This is a genomic window from Streptomyces spororaveus (assembly GCF_016755875.1).
GTDB classification, from domain to species: domain Bacteria; phylum Actinomycetota; class Actinomycetes; order Streptomycetales; family Streptomycetaceae; genus Streptomyces; species Streptomyces spororaveus.
On record NZ_BNED01000005.1, the window covers coordinates 4,603,095 to 4,620,867 of the forward strand.

Consider the following 17,773-nt stretch of genomic DNA (forward strand, 5'->3'; position numbering starts at 1 on the left):
ACGGATAGCGGCCTCGGCATGCACGTCTGCGGGCGAACTGAGACCAAAAGTGAGACCACGGAACGCAGAAGGCCCCGGCCGGTTTCCCGGTCGGGGCCTTCAAGTGCCCGGTGAGGCACTGGCGGAGGATACGAGATTCGAACTCGTGAGGGGTTGCCCCCAACACGCTTTCCAAGCGTGCGCCCTAGGCCACTAGGCGAATCCTCCGCCGCAAACAATACAAGACGTTGAGGGGTGCTCGCGAACGTGATCGTCGCGCCGGGGGCAGGTCGGGGTCCGGCTCGATTCCGGGGGCTTCCATCCGCTAGGGTGGGGCCAGCCCCTCACGTGGCGCTATCTCACCCAACTCCCCCAGGGCCGGAAGGCAGCAAGGGTAAGTGGGCTCTGGCGGGTGCGTGGGGGGCGCCTTGCGTTCCGGGCGCGGTCAAAGCGCGGTCCGGGACGGCCTCCCGGGGCTTCGGCGGGCCGCTGATGTCGGTGGGCCCGGATAACCTCGTATACGTGTCGTCCCTTGCGCTGTACCGCCGCTATCGCCCCGAGTCGTTCGCCGAGGTCATCGGGCAGGAGCATGTCACTGCCCCGCTGATGCAGGCCCTGCGGAACAACCGGGTCAATCACGCGTACCTGTTCAGCGGGCCGCGCGGCTGCGGCAAGACGACCAGCGCGCGCATCCTCGCCCGGTGTCTGAACTGTGAGCAGGGTCCCACCCCCACCCCCTGCGGGGAGTGCCAGTCCTGCCGGGACCTGGCCAGGAACGGGCCGGGGTCCATCGACGTCATCGAGATCGACGCCGCCTCGCACGGTGGTGTGGACGACGCCCGTGACCTGCGCGAGAAGGCCTTCTTCGGGCCGGCCTCCAGCCGCTACAAGATCTACATCATCGACGAGGCCCACATGGTCACCCCGCAGGGCTTCAACGCCCTGCTGAAGGTGGTCGAGGAGCCGCCGGAGCACCTCAAGTTCATCTTCGCCACCACCGAGCCGGAGAAGGTGATCGGGACCATCCGGTCCCGGACGCACCACTATCCCTTCCGGCTGGTGCCGCCCGGCACCCTGCGGGACTACCTGGGCGAGGTCTGCGGGCGGGAGGGCGCCGCGGTCGAGGACGGCGTGCTGCCCCTCGTCGTGCGCGCCGGCGCCGGGTCCGTCCGTGACTCGATGTCCGTCATGGACCAGCTGCTCGCCGGTGCCGGTGACGACGGTGTGACGTACGCCATGGCCGCCTCCCTGCTCGGTTACACCGAGGGGTCCCTGATCGACTCCGTCATCGACGCCTTCGCCGCCGGGGACGGGGCCGCCGCCTTCGAGGTCGTCGGCCGGGTGGTGGAGGGCGGGAACGACCCGCGCCGGTTCGTCGCCGACCTGCTGGAGCGGCTGCGCGACCTGGTGATCCTGGCCGCCGTGCCGGACGCCGGGGAGAAGGGGCTGATCGACGCCCCCGCCGATGTCGTGGAGCGCATGCAGGCCCAGGCGTCCGTCTTCGGGGCCGCCGAGCTGTCGCGCGCCGCCGATCTGGTCAACGCGGGCCTCACCGAGATGCGCGGCGCGAACGCGCCGAGGCTGCAGCTGGAGCTGATCTGCGCCCGCGTGCTGCTGCCCGCCGCCTTCGACGACGAGCGGTCCGTCCAGGCCCGGCTGGACCGGCTGGAGCGCAGCGGCCCGCCCGCCGCCGCCTTCGCTGCGCCGCCGGCCGCCGCGCCCGCCATGGGGTACGTGCCCGGGCCCGAGGCGCATGCCATGGCGCCCGCCGGTCCCGGTGGAGGTGCGGCCGCCGCGCGCGCCGCCGCCCCCGTGCCCGCTCCGGCCCCGGTGCAGGCGCCCGAGCCGGTCCAGGCCGCCCCGGCCCCCGCTCCCGCCGCCCCGGCCCCCGGCGCCTGGCCCGGCGCCGCCCAGCCCGGCAGCGGTGCTCCCGGCGCCTGGCCCGGCGCGGCGGCTCCGGCCGCGGCGGCGCCGGCTCCCGCCGCGGGTGCCTGGCCCACCGCGGCCGCGTCGGCCCCGGCCCCCGCCTCCGCGCCCGTGGCTCCGGCCGCCGCCCCCGCCGCGGCCGCCCCGGCCGCCGCGCCCTCCCCCGGCATGGCCGCCGGAGCCGGGCAGGTGCAGGCGATGTGGCCGGGCGTCCTGGAGGCGGTCAAGAACCGCCGCCGCTTCACCTGGATCCTGCTCAGCCAGAACGCCCAGGTCACCGGCTTCGACGGGACCACCCTCCAGCTGGGCTTCCCCAATGTCGGAGCCCGCGACAACTTCGCCAGCAGCGGCAGCGAGGACGTCCTCAAGGCGGTCCTGGCCGAGCAGTTCCAGGTCAACTGGAAGATCGAGGCCGTCATCGGCGGCGGCTCCCCGGCCCCGGTCCAGCCCTCCTCGTACGGCTCCTCCTCCTACGGGGCCCCGGCCGCGCCCGCCCCCGCCTACAGCCCGCCGCCCCCGGCGCAGCAGCAGGCCCCCGCCCCGCAGGCCCCGCCGCAGCAGCAGTACCCGTCGCAGCAGCAGCCCCAGCATGCGGCTCCCGCCCCGCAGCCGCCCGTACAGCAGGCGCCCCCGCCGGTCGCCCCCGAGGACGACTTTGCGGAGGAGGACGATCCCGACCTCGTCGAGAGCGCCCTGACCGGACACGACCTGATCGTGCGCGAGCTCGGAGCCACCGTTGTGGAGGAATACACAAACGAGTAGCCGGTCCTGATTGGGTGGCCGCACGAAGGCGACCGCCCCGTCCCGGCTAGGCTGAGCAGCGTGAAGGTCCTCGTCATCGGCGGCGGCGCCCGCGAACATGCCCTGTGCCGCTCTCTGTCCCTCGACCCCGACGTCTCCGCGCTGTACTGCGCTCCCGGCAACGCCGGCATCGCCGAGGTGGCCGAGCTCCGCCCGGTCGACGCCCTCGACGGCGGCGCCGTCGCCGCTCTCGCCACCGAACTCGGCGCCGGCCTGGTCGTCGTCGGCCCGGAGGCCCCGCTGGTCGCCGGCGTCGCCGACGCCGTGCGTGCCGCCGGGATCCCCGTCTTCGGCCCGTCCGCCGAGGCCGCGCAGCTCGAAGGCTCCAAGGCCTTCGCCAAGGACGTGATGGCCGCGGCCGGGGTCCCGACCGCGCGCAGCTACGTCTGCACCACCCCCGAGGAGGTGGACGAGGCCCTCGACGCCTTCGGTGCCCCGTACGTCGTCAAGGACGACGGCCTCGCCGCCGGCAAGGGCGTCGTGGTCACCGACGACCTGGCGGCCGCCCGTGCGCACGCGCTCGCCTGCGACCGGGTGGTCATCGAGGAGTACCTCGACGGCCCCGAGGTCTCCCTCTTCGCCATCACCGACGGCGTCACCGTGGTCCCGCTCCAGCCGGCGCAGGACTTCAAGCGCGCCCTGGACGGCGACGAAGGTCCCAACACCGGCGGCATGGGCGCGTACTCCCCGCTGCCCTGGGCCGACCCGAAGCTGGTCGACGAGGTCATGGAGCTGGTCCTCCAGCCGACCGTCGACGAGCTCCGCCGCCGTGGCACCCCCTTCTCCGGGCTGCTCTACGCGGGCCTCGCGATCACCGGCCGCGGTACCCGGGTCATCGAGTTCAACGCCCGGTTCGGCGACCCCGAGACCCAGGTGGTCCTCGCCCGGCTGCGCACCCCGCTCGCGGGCGTGCTGCTGGGCGCCGCCAAGGGCACCCTGGACGCCGTACCCCCGCTGGTCTGGCGTGAGGACGCGGCCGTCACGGTGGTCATCGCCTCCCACAACTACCCCGAGACCCCCCGCACCGGGGACCCGATCGAGGGCCTGGCCGAGGTGGCCGCCGAGGACGGGCCGGACGCCTACGTGCTGCACGCCGGGACCCGCCGCGAGGGCGACGCGGTGGTCAGCGCGGGCGGCCGCGTGCTGTCGGTGACGGCGACCGGTTCCGACCTGGCGCAGGCGCGCGAGAAGGCGTATAAGGCGGTGGCCCGCGTCCGTCTCGACGGTTCGCAGCACCGTACGGACATCGCCGCCAAGGCGGCCGAGGGTCGCTGACCAGCGGCTCCGCAGACCCGCGGGCCCGGTGCGCACCTTGTGCGCCCGGGCCCGCGGGCGTGTCCGCGTGCGACTGCATCCGGCCGCGTTCGAAAGCATCCACCTTTACCCAAAGCCATTCCATCGGGTGATCGTCACCCGGTCTGCCTGACGCCCGCGCGGACCCCAACTAGGGTGCGATGCCAAGCATTCCGGCACTTGGCCCACCGGCATTGCGATGTCAGTGGCGGGTGTCACAGTGGGGGAGTGAGCAACGTCGCCGCAGGGCAGAGGGGGTGAGGTCCGGCCGTGTCCGGAACCGGTTCGATCATGGAAGCGGGCGCACCGTCCGCGCGTTCCCGCGCTCTGGCCGTGCTGCGGGTGCGCAGCAGGGCCTTGGCCGTCGGGCTGCTGCCCGCCGCCCTCGCCGTGGTCCTGGTGGCCGCCCGGGCCACGGGCCGGCTGGCCGGTGACCCCTGGCCCGCGGTGACCCTCGTCGTGTGCGCCGTCGCCGCGCTGGTGCTGCTCGTCGGCGGTGCCTTCGCCGCGGTGGTGCTGCGGGCCGGCCCCGCCGTGACCCCGACGGTGCCGCTCTCCGAGGCCGCCGCGCCCGATCTCTACCGGCTGGTGCGCGACCTGGCGGACCGGATGGACGTGCCGGCCCCCTCCGCGATAGCCCTGACGCCGGACTGCGACAGCTGGCTGGAGGACCGCAGCCACGCGGCCCACCGGCGTGGCGCCGCCCGTGTCCTCGGCGCCGCGGCCGGTCCCGCCGGGCCGGAGTCCGAGCCGGGCGCGGCCCCGGTCCTGGTGATCGGCTCGCCCTTCCTGTGGTGGATGCGCGTCGCGGAGCTGCGGGCGGTCCTCGCGCCCGTCGTCGCCGGTACGGGCCCTTCCGCGCACCCGGACATAGCCGACGCGCGCGGGTTCGTGCGCGGCCTGGACGCGGCCGTGGACGTGGGTACCCGGCGCGGCCTCGGCTGGATCTCCCCGCCGGCCCGGCTGCTGCTGCGGCTGTGCCGGACGGACGCCGCCGAGATGGAGCGGGGGGTGGCCGCGGCCGCCTCGGACCGTGCACAGGGTGTGGACTACGGGCTGCGCATCGTCGCCCAGGAGCAGGTCGGCCTCGCCTACGCGGGCTGGGACCGGCTGCTGACCCGGGTCGCGCTGCCCGCCTGGCGGATGGGCCGCTGGCCGGCGCACCTGGACGCCGGAGTGGTCTCCGCGCTGACCGAGCTGTCCCGGCGGGACCGGCTGGCCGAGGGGTTCACCTCGCGGCTGGGCGAGCGCCCCGCCTGTGACCTGCTGGAGCAGCCCGGGCTGATCGACGAGGCGACCTCGCTGCTGGCCGCGCGGCTCTTCCACGGCGGTCCGGCCGAGGCCGGGCCGGACTGGTCCCCGGTGGACTGGACGGCCTATCCGGAGGAGGTCGTGGACCGCAAGTGGCGGACGGAGGCGGCCCGCCTGCACGCCGCCCTGGACGCCCTGGCCGTCCCGGCGGGGCTGACGGCGGGCCCCGCGGGATCCCCCGCCCCGGCCTCCTCGGCCCCCGGGGCGGCCCCTGCCGCCCCGAACGGCCGCGCCGGGGCCGCGACCCGGCCCGGTTCCCCGGGCTCCGCAGGAGCGGCCGGAGCGGCCGGAGCGGCGGGCCCCGCCACGCTCGCGGCCGCCGACTCCCCCTCGCCCGCCGCGGACGCCTTCACCGGCCCCACCCTGGAGCGGGTGCTGGGCTACCTCACGGACCCCGGCGGCGAGGGTGCGGCCGGCGAGGCGCTGGCCGGCCGGATCACCGGTGAGCTGGCCCGCGAGGAGCGGGCCGCCGGACCGGCCGCCGGGGCCGGGAAGGCGCGCGGCGCGGACGCCGTCCCGCTGTTCCCGCTCCAGCCGCCGCGCAGCGGCCGGGACCTGCTGGCCGACCACGTCACGGCGATGGTGTGCTGCGCGGCCGTGGACTCGGCCGGGGCCGCCCCCGGGCTGGACTGGCTCGACGGTCCCGTCCTGCTGGTGGGCGGCGACCGCCGCTCCGACCTGGCGCCGCGCGTGCTGTGCCTGGTCGAGGACGGGAACCCGGAGCCGCTGCGGGACTGGCTCTCGGCCCTGGGCGTCCGCCCGGAGAAGCCGGTCCGCCTGGTCTGAGGCGGGCCGAGGGGCGCCCCCGGGAGGGCTACGGCTCGTACGGGCAACCGGATGCCAATGTTCCGATCCCGTCAATTCGCGACGAACAGTGACGGACTGCGTGCGTTATGTGATGTGCTGGGACCGGTCGCGGCGGGAGGACCTGGACCGGGCAGCGCGGATCACCGTCCCGGTTCGGCCAGGAGCCGCGCCCCGAGGCGATGTACGCCCGTTCGGGGGTGCGAGGGAGGGGAGCGGTCATGGGTGCGGACCAGATCCGGCGTTGGGAGTCAGGTGCGCTCGCGCACGCGGTGTCCGACCCCTTCGGGCAGGGCCCCCTGCCCTGGTTCCGGGGAAGCGAGCTCTACTTCGACGACACCGGCCAGGTCGTGCCCTGGTACGTGGACCCGGCCGCCGCGGCCGCCGGAACCGGCCAGATCCCGCGCGCCCGCGGCAACGGCGGTCCCCGCACCGCCGACGACGTCCACCGGCAGATCAAGGGCTTCGCCTCCACCGGCGGCGTGACCCCGGGCGAGGCCATCGACTTCCACATCACCGTCGACCCGCCCCAGCAGTTCTCCGTCGACGTCTACCGGATCGGCCACTACGGCGGCGACGGAGCCTCCAAGATCACCACCAGCCCCCGGCTCTCCGGCATCGTCCAGCCGGCCCCGCTCGCCGCCGACCGCACCGTCTCCTGCCACCACTGGTGGCTGTCCTGGCGCCTCCAGGTCCCCTCCTACTGGAGCGTCGGCGCGTATGTCGCCGTCCTCACCACCGCCGACGGCTACCGCTCCCACATCCCCTTCACGGTCCGCGACGACCACCCCGCCGACCTCCTGCTCCTGCTCCCCGACATCACCTGGCAGGCCTACAACCTCTACCCGGAGGACGGCCGCACCGGCGCCAGCCTCTACCACGCCTGGGACGAGCAGGGCCGGCTGCTCGGCGAGCAGGACGCCGCCGTCACCGTGTCCTTCGACCGCCCCTACGCGGGCGCGGGCCTGCCGCTGCACGTCGGCCACGCCTACGACTTCATCCGCTGGGCCGAGCGCTACGGCTACGACATCGCCTACGCCGACACCCGCGACCTGCACGCCGGCCGGGTCGACCCCACCCGCTACCGCGGTCTGGTCTTCCCCGGCCATGACGAGTACTGGTCGGCCCCCATGCGCCGCACCGTCGAGCGCGCCCGCCGGCACGGCACCTCGCTCGTCTTCCTCTCCGCCAACACCATGTACTGGCAGGTCGAGCTCGGCCCGTCCCCCTCCGGGGTCGACGACCGGCTCCTCACCTGCCGAAAACGGCGCGGCCCGGGCCGCCCCAGCCTGTGGCGCGAGGTCGACCGCCCGGAGCAGCAGCTGCTCGGCATCCAGTACGCGGGCCGGGTCCCCGAACCCGCTCCCCTGATCGTGCGCAATGCCACGCACTGGCTCTGGGACTCCACCGGCGCCGGCGAGAACGACGAGCTGCCCGGACTGGTCGCGGGCGAGGCCGACCGCTACTTCCCGCGCACCCAGCTCCCCGAGCACCAGGACCGGATCCTGCTGGCGCACTCCCCGTACCTCGACAGCGAGGGCCACCGCCGCCACCAGGAGACCTCCCTCTACCGGGCGCCCAGCGGCGCGCTGGTCTTCGCCTCCGGCACCTTCGCCTGGTCCCCGGCGCTCGACCGCCCCGGCCACGTCGACGAGCGGGTCCAGCGGGCCACGGCCAATCTCCTCGACCGGATCTGCAAGCACGACTGATCCGGCAACCGGCCCGCGACCGGCCCGCAGCGCGGACCCCTGTCCGCGGACGGGGCCGCCGGTGCGCGAGAATCGGGGTGCGCTTCATACAGATCTACAGGGAGACCCCGTGTCCGGATTCGTCGAAAAGCCCGAGCCGGTTCAGGTTCCGGGCCTCGTCCACCTCCACACCGGCAAGGTGCGCGACCTCTACCGTGACGAGGACGGCCGCCTCGTCATGGTCGCCAGCGACCGCCTGTCCGCCTTCGACTGGGTGCTGCCCACCGAGATCCCGGACAAGGGCCGCGTCCTGACGCAGCTCTCCCTGTGGTGGTTCGACCAGCTCGCGGACCTCGTCCCGAACCACGTCATCTCCACCGACCTGCCCGCCGGCGCCCCCGCCGACTGGGCTGGCCGCACCCTGATCTGCAAGAACCTCGACATGGTCCCGGTCGAGTGCGTGGCCCGCGGCTACCTCGCCGGCTCCGGCCTCGTGGAGTACAACCAGACCCGCACGGTCTGCGGGCTCGCCCTTCCCGAGGGCCTCGTCGACGGCTCCGAGCTGCCCGCCCCGATCTTCACCCCGGCCGCCAAGGCCGCCGTCGGCGAGCACGACGAGAACGTCTCCTACGAGGAGGTCGCGCGCACCGCCGGCGCCGAGACGGCGGCGCTGCTGCGCCAGACCACCCTCGCCGTGTACAGCCGCGCCCGGGAGATCGCGCGCGAGCGCGGGATCATCCTGGCGGACACCAAGTTCGAGTTCGGTTTCGACCCGCAGGACGGCACCCTGGTCGCCGCGGACGAGGTGCTGACCCCGGACTCCTCCCGATTCTGGCCGGCCGACCAGTGGGAGCCGGGCCGCTCGCAGCCCTCCTTCGACAAGCAGTACGTCCGCGACTGGCTGACCTCCCCCGAGTCCGGCTGGGACCGCAAGGGCGAGCTCCCGCCGCCGGCCCTCCCGGCCGACGTCGTCGCCCGGACCAGCGCCAAGTACATCGAGGCCTTCGAGCGCCTCACCGGCCAGTCCTGGTCGTAGAGACGCAGGGACGAGAGAAGCCCCCCGGTCCGAGGACCGGGGGGCTTCTTCGTTACAGAGCGGACAACGCGACTCGAACGCGCGACATCCACCTTGGCAAGGTGGTGCTCTACCAACTGAGCTATGTCCGCAGGTGCGCCGTAACGCGAGAACTACTATACCCAACCTCGCTCGCGTGCGAGACGCACTGCCGTGTGCCGGTTCTCCGCACCCAGCTTCGTCGCCGCCGAAGACAGGTAGTTCCGTACCGTCCCCTGCGACAGCGAGGCCCGCTCCGCGATCTCCGCTATCGGTGCCCCGTCCGCCGCGAGTTCGAGTACCTCCGCCTCCCGCGCGGTCAGCGGCGAGTCCCCCGCGCTGATCGCGTCGGCCGCCAACTCCGGGTCCACATAGCGGCCTCCCGCGTGCACGGTCCGGATCAGCTCGGCCAGCCGCTGCGCCGAGACGGTCTTCGGGGCGAAGGCCCGCACCCCCGCCGCCAGGGCCCGCTTCAGGTGCCCGGGACGGCCGTGGCTGGTCACGATCATGGTCTTGCAGCCGGGCAGTTCGGCCCGCAGCGATGTGGCGACACTCACACCGTCCGCCCCCGGCATCTGCAGGTCCAGCACCGCCACGTCGGGCCGGTGGGCCCGCGCCATCGCCAGCGCCTCGGGGCCCGAGGCCGCCTCCGCGATGACGGTCAGGTCGTCCTCCAGCGCGAGCAGCGCCGCCAACGCGCCCCTGATCAGATGCTCGTCATCGGCGAGCAGTACGCGTACGGGGCTCACGCCCGCACCTCCAGTTCTTGCAGTCGTCGGTCCGGGATCTGCGCCAGCAGCCGGAACCGGCCGTCGCCGACCAGCCCCGCCTGCAACGTCCCGTCCAGGGCGGCGAGTCGCTCCCGCAGCCCGGCCAGCCCCGAGCCCGGAGGCCCGGCCGGGGCCTCGGGCGCCCCGTCGTTCTCCACCACCAGCGTCACGGAGCCGCCCTCCCCGGCGGTCAGCCGGATCAGGCAGCGGTGCGCGTCCCCGTGCCGCAGGATGTTCGTCGTCGCCTCGCGCACCACCCAGCCGAGGGCCGACTGGACCTCGGGCGGCAGCTCCGTGGCCCGCCGCCCGGCCGGGAAGTCCACGCGGCAGTCCATTCCGGCCGCGCTGAGCACCCCGCGCGCGCCCTCCAGTTCCACCGAGAGGTCCGCCTCCCGGTAGCCCCGCACCACGTCCCGTACCTCCCGCTGGGACTCCTGCGCGATCCGCTGCACCTCGATCATCTGCTCCACCGCCTCCGGCCGTTCGCGCCGGGCCAGCTGTATCGCCAGCTCGCTCTTGAGCGCGATCACCGCCAGATTGCGGCCCATCACGTCGTGCAGGTCACGGCCGAACCGCAGCCGCTCCTCCGCCACCGCGAGGCGCGCCTGGACCTCGCGCGAGTGGTCCAGCTCGTAGACCGTTCTCAGCAGCCACGCCGAGAAACCGCAGGTGGCGCCGAAGAACAGGCTGCCGAGCAGGATGCCCACGCAGTAGCCCAGGGCCGTGGCGGCCGGCGTGCCCAGGGCGAGTGCGGCCAGCCCCGTCGCGACCGCCGCCGCCGCGGGGATGAACAGCATCCTCTTCACCGACCGCAGGCACAGGACCAGCGATCCCGAGGCGAACCAGATCAGCCCCGCCACCAGCGTCGGCGTCACGGCAGCCTCGGAGATGTGTCCGGTCGCCCGGAGCGTGAGCACGGCCAGGGTGCACGCGGCCGTCGTGACGACCACTGCCACCGCCGTCCGGGTGGGGCGTTCGCGCCGGCCCACCACCCAGTGCAGCGCCTTGTGGGTGAGCACCCCGCACAGCACCGCATGGCCGCAGACCATGAACAGCAGGGTGAGGGGAAGCAGGACCGGGGGCCTCGAAGGGGCGGTGGCGGCCACGGGCATCAGCCCGAAGGACGTGATCTCCAGGAGGACGAAGAGATGGAACGACCCCCGCGTGTAGAGCTCGACCTTCCCCGCACTGCTGCGGTTCTTCCACCACCCCGTCATTTTCGACACGGTTCCCGTCCCCCGACTCGCACTACCGGCGCGGTTCCCAGCGGAACCACCGCTGAACAGAAAACACGGTGATCACGATCCAGGCCAATGCGGTCAGCCCGGCACTGAGCAGGTCCCCGCCCGCCGAGCCGCCGCTCCACCCGGCCCGTACGAGGGTCATCACCCCGCTCAGCGGCAGCAGTTCGCACAGCGAGGCCGCCAGGTCCGGCAGCGAGTCGGCCGGGAAGAACAGCCCGGAGCCGAGCACGGTCGCCAGGAACAGGGGCAGCGTGGTGAGGCCCGCGGTCTCCACGGTGCGGGTGAAGGAGCTGGCCAGCGCGGACAGTCCGGCGAGCAGCACGATGCCCGCGAGGACGCCCGCCACGAGCAGCAGGGGGCTGCGCGGCATGCGCACGTCCAGGGCGGCGGCCCCGGCCACGGTGAGGACGGCGATCTGCCCGAGGGCCAGGACGGCGGCGGGCAGGGCGGTTCCGGCGATGATCTCCAGGTCGGTCGCCTCGCCGGTACGGAGCCGCTTGAGGACGAGTTCCTCGCGCCGGGCGACGTAGGCGGAGACCAGGTTCATGTGGACGACGAGGATCAGCACCATGCCGATCCCGCCGGTCAGGGTGGCCTCGCCGAGGGCCTCGGCGCCGTCGGCCCCGCTCAGCGAGGAGCGCAGGATGAACACCATCAGCAGGGGCATCAGGACGGCCAGGGTGAGCGCCGCCCGGTTGCGTACCAGCAGGGTCACCTCCGAGCGGCCGAGCGCGACGAGCCGGCCGGGGTTCAGGGTGAGCGTGTTCATCGGGTCTCCGCCTTCGTGTCCTCGGTGCGGCCGCCGGCGGTGCGGCGGTTCTCCGCGATCTCCAGGAAGGCCTCCTCCAGGGAGGCGGACCGGGCGTCGAGCCCGGCCAGTTCCACGCCGCACTCCCGGGCCCAGTCCAGTAGTTCGGCCAGGTCCCCCTGGAGGCGGTCGGTACGGATCTCCACGCGCTGCCCGTCGGCCGCCGCGCGCAGCGTCAGCGGGAGCCGGGAGGCGGTCACCCCGGCCGGGAGGGTGAAGCGGATCCGGGCCGGGCGGGTGGCGGTCACCTCGGCCGGACTGCCGGACAGGACGAGTTCCCCCTCGTGGAGGATGGCGAGGCGGTCCGCGAGCTCCTCGGCCTCCTCCAGGTAGTGCGTGGTCAGCAGCACCGTGGTGCCCTGGTCGCGCAGCTCCCGGACGAGCGCCCAGGTGTCGCGGCGTCCCTCCGGGTCCATGCCGGTGGTCGGTTCGTCCAGGAAGAGGATCTCGGGCCGGCCGAGCAGGGCCAGCGCCAGGTCCAGGCGCCGCCGTTCGCCGCCGGACAGCTGTTTGACGCGTACGGCGGACCGCGCGGCCAGGCCGACCAGTTCCAGCACCTCCGCCGCCGGGCGGGCTCCGGTGGTGACCCCGCCCCACATCCGGACGGTCTCGGTCACCGTCAGGTCGGAGGGGAAGCCGCCCTCCTGGAGCATGACCCCGGTGCGCGGGCGGACCTCGGCCCGCCGCGTGTACGGATCGAGCCCGAGGACGCGCACCCGGCCCCCGCTCGGCGCGGCCAGCCCCTCCAGCAGTTCGACGGTGGAGGTCTTGCCCGCGCCGTTGGTGCCGAGCAGGGCGAAGATCTCGCCCCGGGCCACGGAGAAGGAGACGCCCCGGACGGCCTCGAATCCTCCCGCGTAGCCGCGGCGCAGGCCTTCGGCTTCGATCACGGTGTCAGTCATGATCCAAGGCTCGCGCCGCCGGCACCGGGCCGGCAGTGCGCGCTGTCACCGCCGCCGATGACATTTGTCAGGGGCCGGCGCCGGGGTGGCGAAGTCGGGGAAACACGAAGAAGGCCCCGATCGCAATGACCGGGGCCTTCTTCATACAGAGCGGACGACGCGACTCGAACGCGCGACATCCACCTTGGCAAGGTGGTGCTCTACCAACTGAGCTACGTCCGCAAGCACTGCACTGCCGCGAGGCAATGCATGCATCACTCTACCCGATCCACAGCAGTGGTCCGGAGGTGATGCAGAGCGGGTGACAGGAATCGCACACTGCGCCTTCCCTCTGGAAGAGGGATGTTCTGCTACTGAACTACACCCGCACGACCTCGGAGGCTTTGACCTGCGGTCTGGCCCCTCGGCGTGATCCACACACTAGCCGACGGATGGGGGTGCATGGCAAATCGACCCTCAGTGAGCCGCGTTGTAGGCCTCGTAGATCTTCTTGGGGATGCGGCCGCGCGGCGGCACCTCGAACTGGTTCGACCGGGCCCAGGCGCGGACGACCGCCGGGTCCGGGGCGACGGCGGTGTGCTTGAAGACCTTCCCCGAACGCGACTGGCGACGGCCGGCGGCCACGAAGGGGGCCAGGCCCTTCCTCAGTTTCTTTGCGTTCGCCACATTGAGGTCGATCTCGTAGGACTTTCCGTCCAGAGCGAACCCGACCGTTTCCACCGCTTCTCCGCCATCGATGTCGTCGGAGAGCGTGACTACTACGCGCTGCGCCACGGATATCGGTCCCTTCGTGCGACGTCGCCACCTGCTGACGTGCGGTGATGTCGCCTGTGTGGATGTTTCGGGGCAATGCAACTTTCCTCCGGAATCCGGAGTGATTCCTTTGTACCGCGATTCCCATTGCATTGCGAAGCCCAGTTAATTCTCTCCGCGTGTCCCGCCGCAATGCCGGGCACGTGGTTTTCCGGCGGATTTTGCGAAGCGTTGGTGAAGCCGAAACGGCCCGGTGATCCCGGCCCCGGGATATCTACCCGCGTAGAAATTTCGGCCGGGTACGCTGATGGAACCGCCTTCGCACCAACCACCACACGGGAGTGCCCGATGGCACGCGTCGTAGTCGACGTCATGCTCAAGCCGGAGATCCTCGACCCCCAGGGCCAGGCGGTGCAGCGTGCACTGCCGCGCCTGGGCTTCGAAGGGATCGCCGACGTCCGCCAGGGGAAGCGCTTCGAACTGGAGGTGGAGGGACCGGTCGACCAGGCCGCCCTCGACCGCATCCACAAGATGGCCGAAACGTTCCTCGCCAACACCGTCATCGAAGACTTCACCGTGAAGGTCGAGGCCTGACGGTGACCACTCGCATCGGAGTCGTCACGTTCCCCGGAACGCTCGACGACCGTGACTCGCTGCGCGCCGTCCGCCTCGCGGGGGCCGAGCCGGTCTCGCTGTGGCACCGCGACAAGGACCTGCACCAGGTCGACGCGGTCGTCCTCGCGGGCGGCTTCTCCTACGGGGACTACCTGCGCGCCGGGGCCATCTCCCGTTTCTCGCCGGTGATGGAGACCATCATCGAGCAGGCCAAGGGCGGCATGCCCGTCCTGGGCATCTGCAACGGCTTCCAGGTCCTCACCGAGGCCCACCTGCTGCCGGGGGCGATGCTCCGGAACAACCACCTGCACTTCATCTGCCGCGACCAGAAGCTGCGGGTGGAGAACGCGGAGACCGCGTGGACCGGCGACTACACCGCCGGCCAGGAGATCTCCGTACCGCTCAAGAACATGGACGGCCGTTACACCGCCGACGAGCGCACGCTCGACGAACTGGAGGCCGAAGGCCGAGTGGCCTTCCGGTACCTGGACGGCAACCCGAACGGCTCGCTGCGCGACATCGCCGGCATCACCAACGCCGCGGGCAACGTCGTCGGCCTCATGCCGCACCCCGAGCACGCGGTCGAGCCGCTGATCGGGACGGGCCGCACCGACGGCCTCCCGTTCTTCACCTCGGTCCTGAAGAAGCTGGTCAGCGCATGAGCCTCGACACCGTCAAGAACGCCACCGAAACCCCGGACGCCTCCCAGCCCTGGAAGGAACTCGGCCTCAAGGAGGACGAGTACGCCCGGATCCGCGAGATCCTCGGCCGCCGGCCCACCGGCGCCGAGCTCGCCATGTACTCGGTCATGTGGTCCGAGCACTGCTCGTACAAGAGCAGCAAGGTCCACCTGAAGCAGTTCGGTGAGAAGGCCCCCCAGAACGACGCCATGCTCGTCGGCATCGGTGAGAACGCCGGCGTCGTCGACGTCGGCCAGGGCTACGCGGTCACCTTCAAGGTCGAGTCGCACAACCACCCGTCGTACATCGAGCCCTACCAGGGCGCGGCCACCGGCATCGGCGGCATCGTCCGCGACATCCTCGCGATGGGCGCCCGCCCGGTCGCCGTCGTGGACCCGCTGCGCTTCGGCGCCGCCGACCACCCCGACACCCGGCGCGTCCTGCCCGGCGTCGTCGCGGGCATCGGCGGCTACGGCAACTGCCTGGGCCTGCCCAACATCGGCGGCGAGGTCGTCTTCGACGCCTGCTACCAGGGCAACCCGCTCGTCAACGCCGGCTGCATCGGCGTCATGAAGCACGAGGACATCCACCTCGCCAAGGCCTCCGGCCCCGGCAACAAGGTCATCCTCTACGGCGCCCGCACCGGCGGCGACGGCATCGGCGGCGTCTCGGTCCTCGCGTCCGAGACCTTCGACGACACCAAGCCCACCAAGCGCCCCGCCGTGCAGGTCGGCGACCCCTTCCAGGAGAAGCTCCTCATCGAGTGCACCCTGGAGATCTTCAAGGAGAAGCTGGTCGCGGGCATCCAGGACCTCGGCGGCGCCGGGCTCTCCTGCGCGACCTCCGAGCTCGCCTCCGCCGGTTCCGGCGGCATGCGGGTCGAGCTGGACACCGTGCCGCTGCGCGACGCGACGCTCTCGCCCGAGGAAATCCTCATGAGCGAGTCGCAGGAGCGCATGTGCGCGATCGTCGAGCCGCAGCACGTCGACCGCTTCATGGAGATCTGCGAGAAGTGGGACGTCATCGCCACGGTCATCGGTGAGGTGACCGAGGGCGAGCGCCTGGAGATCTTCTGGCACGGCGAGCAGATCGTGGACGTGCCCCCGGGCACCGTCGCCCACGAGGGCCCCGTCTACAACCGCCCCTACGCGCGCCCCTCCTGGCAGGACGCGCTGCAGGCGGACGACGCCGGCAAGCTGGCCCGCCCGCAGACCTCCGAGGAGCTGCGCGCGCAGGTCCTCGCGCTGGTCTCCTCCCCGAACCAGGCGTCGAAGTCGTGGGTCACCGACCAGTACGACCGCTTCGTCCAGGGCAACACCGTCCTCTCGCAGCCCGAGGACGCCGGCATGGTCCGCATCGACGAGGAGTCCAACCTCGGCGTGGCCATGGCCACCGACGGCAACGGCCGCTTCGCCAAGCTCGACCCGTACACGGGCGCGCAGCTGGCGCTGGCGGAGTCGTACCGCAACGTGGCGGCGACCGGCGCCAAGCCGCTCGCCATCTCCGACTGCCTGAACTTCGGTTCCCCCGAGGACCCGGACGTCATGTGGCAGTTCGCCGAGGCCTGCCGCGGTCTGGCGGACGGCTGCCTGGAGCTGGGCACCCCGGTGACCGGCGGCAACGTCTCGCTGTACAACCAGACGGGCGACATCGCGATCCACCCGACCCCGGTCGTCGCGGTCCTCGGTGTCATCGACGACGTCAACCGCCGTACGCCGATGGCGTTCTCGGAGGCCGGCCAGCTGCTGTACCTGCTCGGCGACACGGCCGAGGAGTTCGGCGGTTCGGCCTGGTCGCAGGTCGTCCACGACCACCTCGGCGGCATGCCGCCGAAGGTGGACCTGGGCCGCGAGAAGCTGCTCGCCGAGATCCTGATCTCCGCCTCGCGCGACGGCATGATCGACGCCGCGCACGACCTGTCGGACGGCGGCGTGATCCAGGCGCTCACCGAGTCCTGCCTCAAGGGCGGCAACGGTGCCCGGATCGTGGTGCCCGAGGGCCTGGACGCCTTCACCTTCCTGTTCTCCGAGTCCGCGGGCCGGGCCATCGTGGCCGTCCCGCGCAGCGAGGAGCTCCGCTTCACCGACATGTGCGGTGCGCGCGGCCTGCCCGTCGCCCGCATCGGTGTGGTGGACGGCGAGGAGATCGAGATCCAGGGCGAGTTCACCCTCCCGCTGGCCGAGCTCCGCGAGGCCCACGAGACGACGATCCCGGCCCTGCTGGCCTGATCCCACCGCCTCTGCCACGAGCCCCCGACCGGATCCAGCGGTCGGGGGCTCGTGTCGTCGGCGGAACCCGCGGCCCGAGTAGGGTCGGGGCATGCCGCCCCGAGGGAAGAAGCCGCGTACCTACGATCCCGCCCGGATCCGTACGGCCGTCACCGCGCAGTTCGCGCATGTCTGCCGGGCCGTCGGGGAGTTGGGTCCCGAGCAGCTGGCACGCCCCAGCGGGCTCGGGGAGTGGAGCGTCGCCGAACTCGCCGGGCACATCGCCTGGATCGCCGACTCGCTGGCGGGGGGCCTGGCCCGGCCGCCCGCGGCCGTCGCCGAGCTCTCGGCCGTCGAGTGGCCCTTCGCCACCGCCTCGCTGGCCGGGAAGATCTCCGAAGCGGCCAGGGAGACCCTGACCGGGGCACCGCTGCCCGAGCTGTACGAGCGGGCCGCCGCCCGGATGGCGCAGGCGCTCGCGGCGCATCCGGGCGAGCGCGTGCTGGACCTGTGGATCGGGGACATGACCCTGGCCGACTTCCTGGTCACCCGGACCGTGGAGCTGGTGGTCCACACCGACGACCTGAACCGGGCCGCCGGACTGGACATCCCGGTCGACCGGCAGGCGCTGGCCGCCTGCACCCGGCTGCTCGCCGACGCGCTCGCTCTCAAGGCACCGGGCGGCTCGGTCGAGGTCCGCGTGCCGCCCTTCGCGGTGGTCCAGTGCATCGAGGGCCCGCGGCACACCCGCGGCACCCCGCCGAACGTGGTGGAGACCGACCCGCTGACCTGGATCCGGCTCGCGACCGGCCGTACGCAATGGGCCGCGGCCCTCGACGGGGCGCACGTACGGGCCAGTGGCGAACGGGCCGATCTGTCGGCGCTGCTGCCGCTGATGAGCTGAGGGGACAACCATGGTGGAACCACTGCGGCGCCCG

General features: G+C 72.8%; 14 protein-coding genes, 4 tRNA genes and 1 other RNA gene. 10 read left to right on the forward strand and 9 right to left on the reverse strand.

Going from position 1 to position 17,773, the window contains the following annotated elements; genetic code table 11:
* Positions 1-119: 119 nt before the first annotated feature.
* A tRNA-Ser gene (locus Sspor_RS23140) sits at positions 120-207 on the reverse strand.
* A gap of 108 nt (positions 208-315) precedes the next feature.
* Between Sspor_RS23140 and ffs the strand changes: the two genes are divergently transcribed.
* From ffs to Sspor_RS23170, 6 genes are all read left to right on the forward strand, one after another.
* Positions 316-410: signal recognition particle sRNA small type (ffs, locus tag Sspor_RS23145), an RNA gene on the forward strand.
* A gap of 91 nt (positions 411-501) precedes the next feature.
* Positions 502-2,667, forward strand: a complete 2,166-nt coding sequence (locus tag Sspor_RS23150) for a DNA polymerase III subunit gamma and tau (RefSeq protein ID WP_202200847.1) — start codon at positions 502-504, stop codon at positions 2,665-2,667.
* A gap of 60 nt (positions 2,668-2,727) precedes the next feature.
* Positions 2,728-3,981: a phosphoribosylamine--glycine ligase gene (gene purD / locus Sspor_RS23155; protein WP_202200848.1), complete on the forward strand. Its 1,254-nt coding sequence runs from the start codon at positions 2,728-2,730 to the stop codon at positions 3,979-3,981.
* Between the two features lie 288 nt (positions 3,982-4,269).
* Positions 4,270-6,096, forward strand: a complete 1,827-nt coding sequence (locus tag Sspor_RS23160; RefSeq protein ID WP_237403987.1) for a M48 family metalloprotease — start codon at positions 4,270-4,272, stop codon at positions 6,094-6,096.
* A gap of 239 nt (positions 6,097-6,335) precedes the next feature.
* A complete protein-coding gene (locus Sspor_RS23165; RefSeq protein ID WP_202200849.1) occupies positions 6,336-7,823 on the forward strand; it encodes a N,N-dimethylformamidase beta subunit family domain-containing protein in 1,488 nt (495 codons plus the stop codon).
* A gap of 109 nt (positions 7,824-7,932) precedes the next feature.
* Positions 7,933-8,838: a phosphoribosylaminoimidazolesuccinocarboxamide synthase gene (locus Sspor_RS23170; RefSeq protein WP_202200850.1), complete on the forward strand. Its 906-nt coding sequence runs from the start codon at positions 7,933-7,935 to the stop codon at positions 8,836-8,838.
* 58 nt (positions 8,839-8,896) lie between these two features.
* On the opposite strand, the gene Sspor_RS23175 is transcribed toward Sspor_RS23170, so the two are convergent.
* From Sspor_RS23175 to Sspor_RS23210, 8 genes are all read right to left on the reverse strand, one after another.
* Positions 8,897-8,969 (reverse strand) — tRNA-Gly (locus Sspor_RS23175).
* 24 nt (positions 8,970-8,993) lie between these two features.
* The gene (locus Sspor_RS23180) at positions 8,994-9,605 is read right to left on the reverse strand and encodes a response regulator transcription factor (protein WP_202200851.1); all 612 of its coding nucleotides are present in this window, start codon (positions 9,603-9,605) and stop codon (positions 8,994-8,996) included.
* A complete protein-coding gene (locus tag Sspor_RS23185; RefSeq protein ID WP_254722678.1) occupies positions 9,602-10,843 on the reverse strand; it encodes a sensor histidine kinase in 1,242 nt (413 codons plus the stop codon). Before Sspor_RS23185 ends, Sspor_RS23180 begins: the two co-directional genes overlap by 4 nt.
* Before the next feature lie 31 nt (positions 10,844-10,874).
* The gene (locus Sspor_RS23190) at positions 10,875-11,639 is read right to left on the reverse strand and encodes an ABC transporter permease (RefSeq protein ID WP_202200853.1); all 765 of its coding nucleotides are present in this window, start codon (positions 11,637-11,639) and stop codon (positions 10,875-10,877) included.
* A complete protein-coding gene (locus tag Sspor_RS23195) occupies positions 11,636-12,580 on the reverse strand; it encodes an ABC transporter ATP-binding protein (RefSeq protein WP_202200854.1) in 945 nt (314 codons plus the stop codon). Before Sspor_RS23195 ends, Sspor_RS23190 begins: the two co-directional genes overlap by 4 nt.
* Positions 12,581-12,729: 149 nt before the next feature.
* Positions 12,730-12,802, reverse strand: a tRNA-Gly gene (locus tag Sspor_RS23200).
* 74 nt (positions 12,803-12,876) lie between these two features.
* Positions 12,877-12,948: transfer RNA gene (locus Sspor_RS23205), tRNA-Gly, on the reverse strand.
* 88 nt (positions 12,949-13,036) lie between these two features.
* On the reverse strand, positions 13,037-13,354 hold the full coding sequence (locus tag Sspor_RS23210; RefSeq protein ID WP_202200855.1) for a histone-like nucleoid-structuring protein Lsr2: 318 nt from the start codon (positions 13,352-13,354) through the stop codon (positions 13,037-13,039).
* A 327-nt stretch (positions 13,355-13,681) separates the two neighbouring features.
* Here Sspor_RS23210 and purS point away from each other — a divergent pair, with 327 nt between their 5' ends.
* From purS to Sspor_RS23230, 4 genes are all read left to right on the forward strand, one after another.
* The gene (purS, locus tag Sspor_RS23215; RefSeq protein WP_030009438.1) at positions 13,682-13,927 is read left to right on the forward strand and encodes a phosphoribosylformylglycinamidine synthase subunit PurS; all 246 of its coding nucleotides are present in this window, start codon (positions 13,682-13,684) and stop codon (positions 13,925-13,927) included.
* 2 nt (positions 13,928-13,929) lie between these two features.
* On the forward strand, positions 13,930-14,610 hold the full coding sequence (purQ, locus tag Sspor_RS23220; RefSeq protein ID WP_030768819.1) for a phosphoribosylformylglycinamidine synthase subunit PurQ: 681 nt from the start codon (positions 13,930-13,932) through the stop codon (positions 14,608-14,610).
* The gene (gene purL / locus Sspor_RS23225; RefSeq protein ID WP_202200856.1) at positions 14,607-16,856 is read left to right on the forward strand and encodes a phosphoribosylformylglycinamidine synthase subunit PurL; all 2,250 of its coding nucleotides are present in this window, start codon (positions 14,607-14,609) and stop codon (positions 16,854-16,856) included. The genes purQ and purL overlap by 4 nt, the downstream gene beginning before the upstream one ends.
* Before the next feature lie 91 nt (positions 16,857-16,947).
* Entirely contained in the window at positions 16,948-17,739 is a 792-nt protein-coding gene (locus Sspor_RS23230; protein WP_202200857.1) for a maleylpyruvate isomerase family mycothiol-dependent enzyme, read from the forward strand.
* Positions 17,740-17,773: the final 34 nt, after the last annotated feature.

What these genes read in the sequence shown, in the direction of transcription:
- Sspor_RS23165 (WP_202200849.1), top strand. Translation starts at nt 6,336, where the DNA reads ATGGGTGCGGACCAGATCCGGCGTTGGGAGTCAGGTGCGCTCGCGCAC.
- Sspor_RS23185 (WP_254722678.1), bottom strand. Translation starts at nt 10,843, where the DNA reads ATGACGGGGTGGTGGAAGAACCGCAGCAGTGCGGGGAAGGTCGAGCTC.
- Sspor_RS23190 (WP_202200853.1), bottom strand. Translation starts at nt 11,639, where the DNA reads ATGAACACGCTCACCCTGAACCCCGGCCGGCTCGTCGCGCTCGGCCGC.
- Sspor_RS23195 (WP_202200854.1), bottom strand. Translation starts at nt 12,580, where the DNA reads ATGACTGACACCGTGATCGAAGCCGAAGGCCTGCGCCGCGGCTACGCG.
- purS (WP_030009438.1), top strand. Translation starts at nt 13,682, where the DNA reads ATGGCACGCGTCGTAGTCGACGTCATGCTCAAGCCGGAGATCCTCGAC.
- purL (WP_202200856.1), top strand. Translation starts at nt 14,607, where the DNA reads ATGAGCCTCGACACCGTCAAGAACGCCACCGAAACCCCGGACGCCTCC.
- Sspor_RS23230 (WP_202200857.1), top strand. Translation starts at nt 16,948, where the DNA reads ATGCCGCCCCGAGGGAAGAAGCCGCGTACCTACGATCCCGCCCGGATC.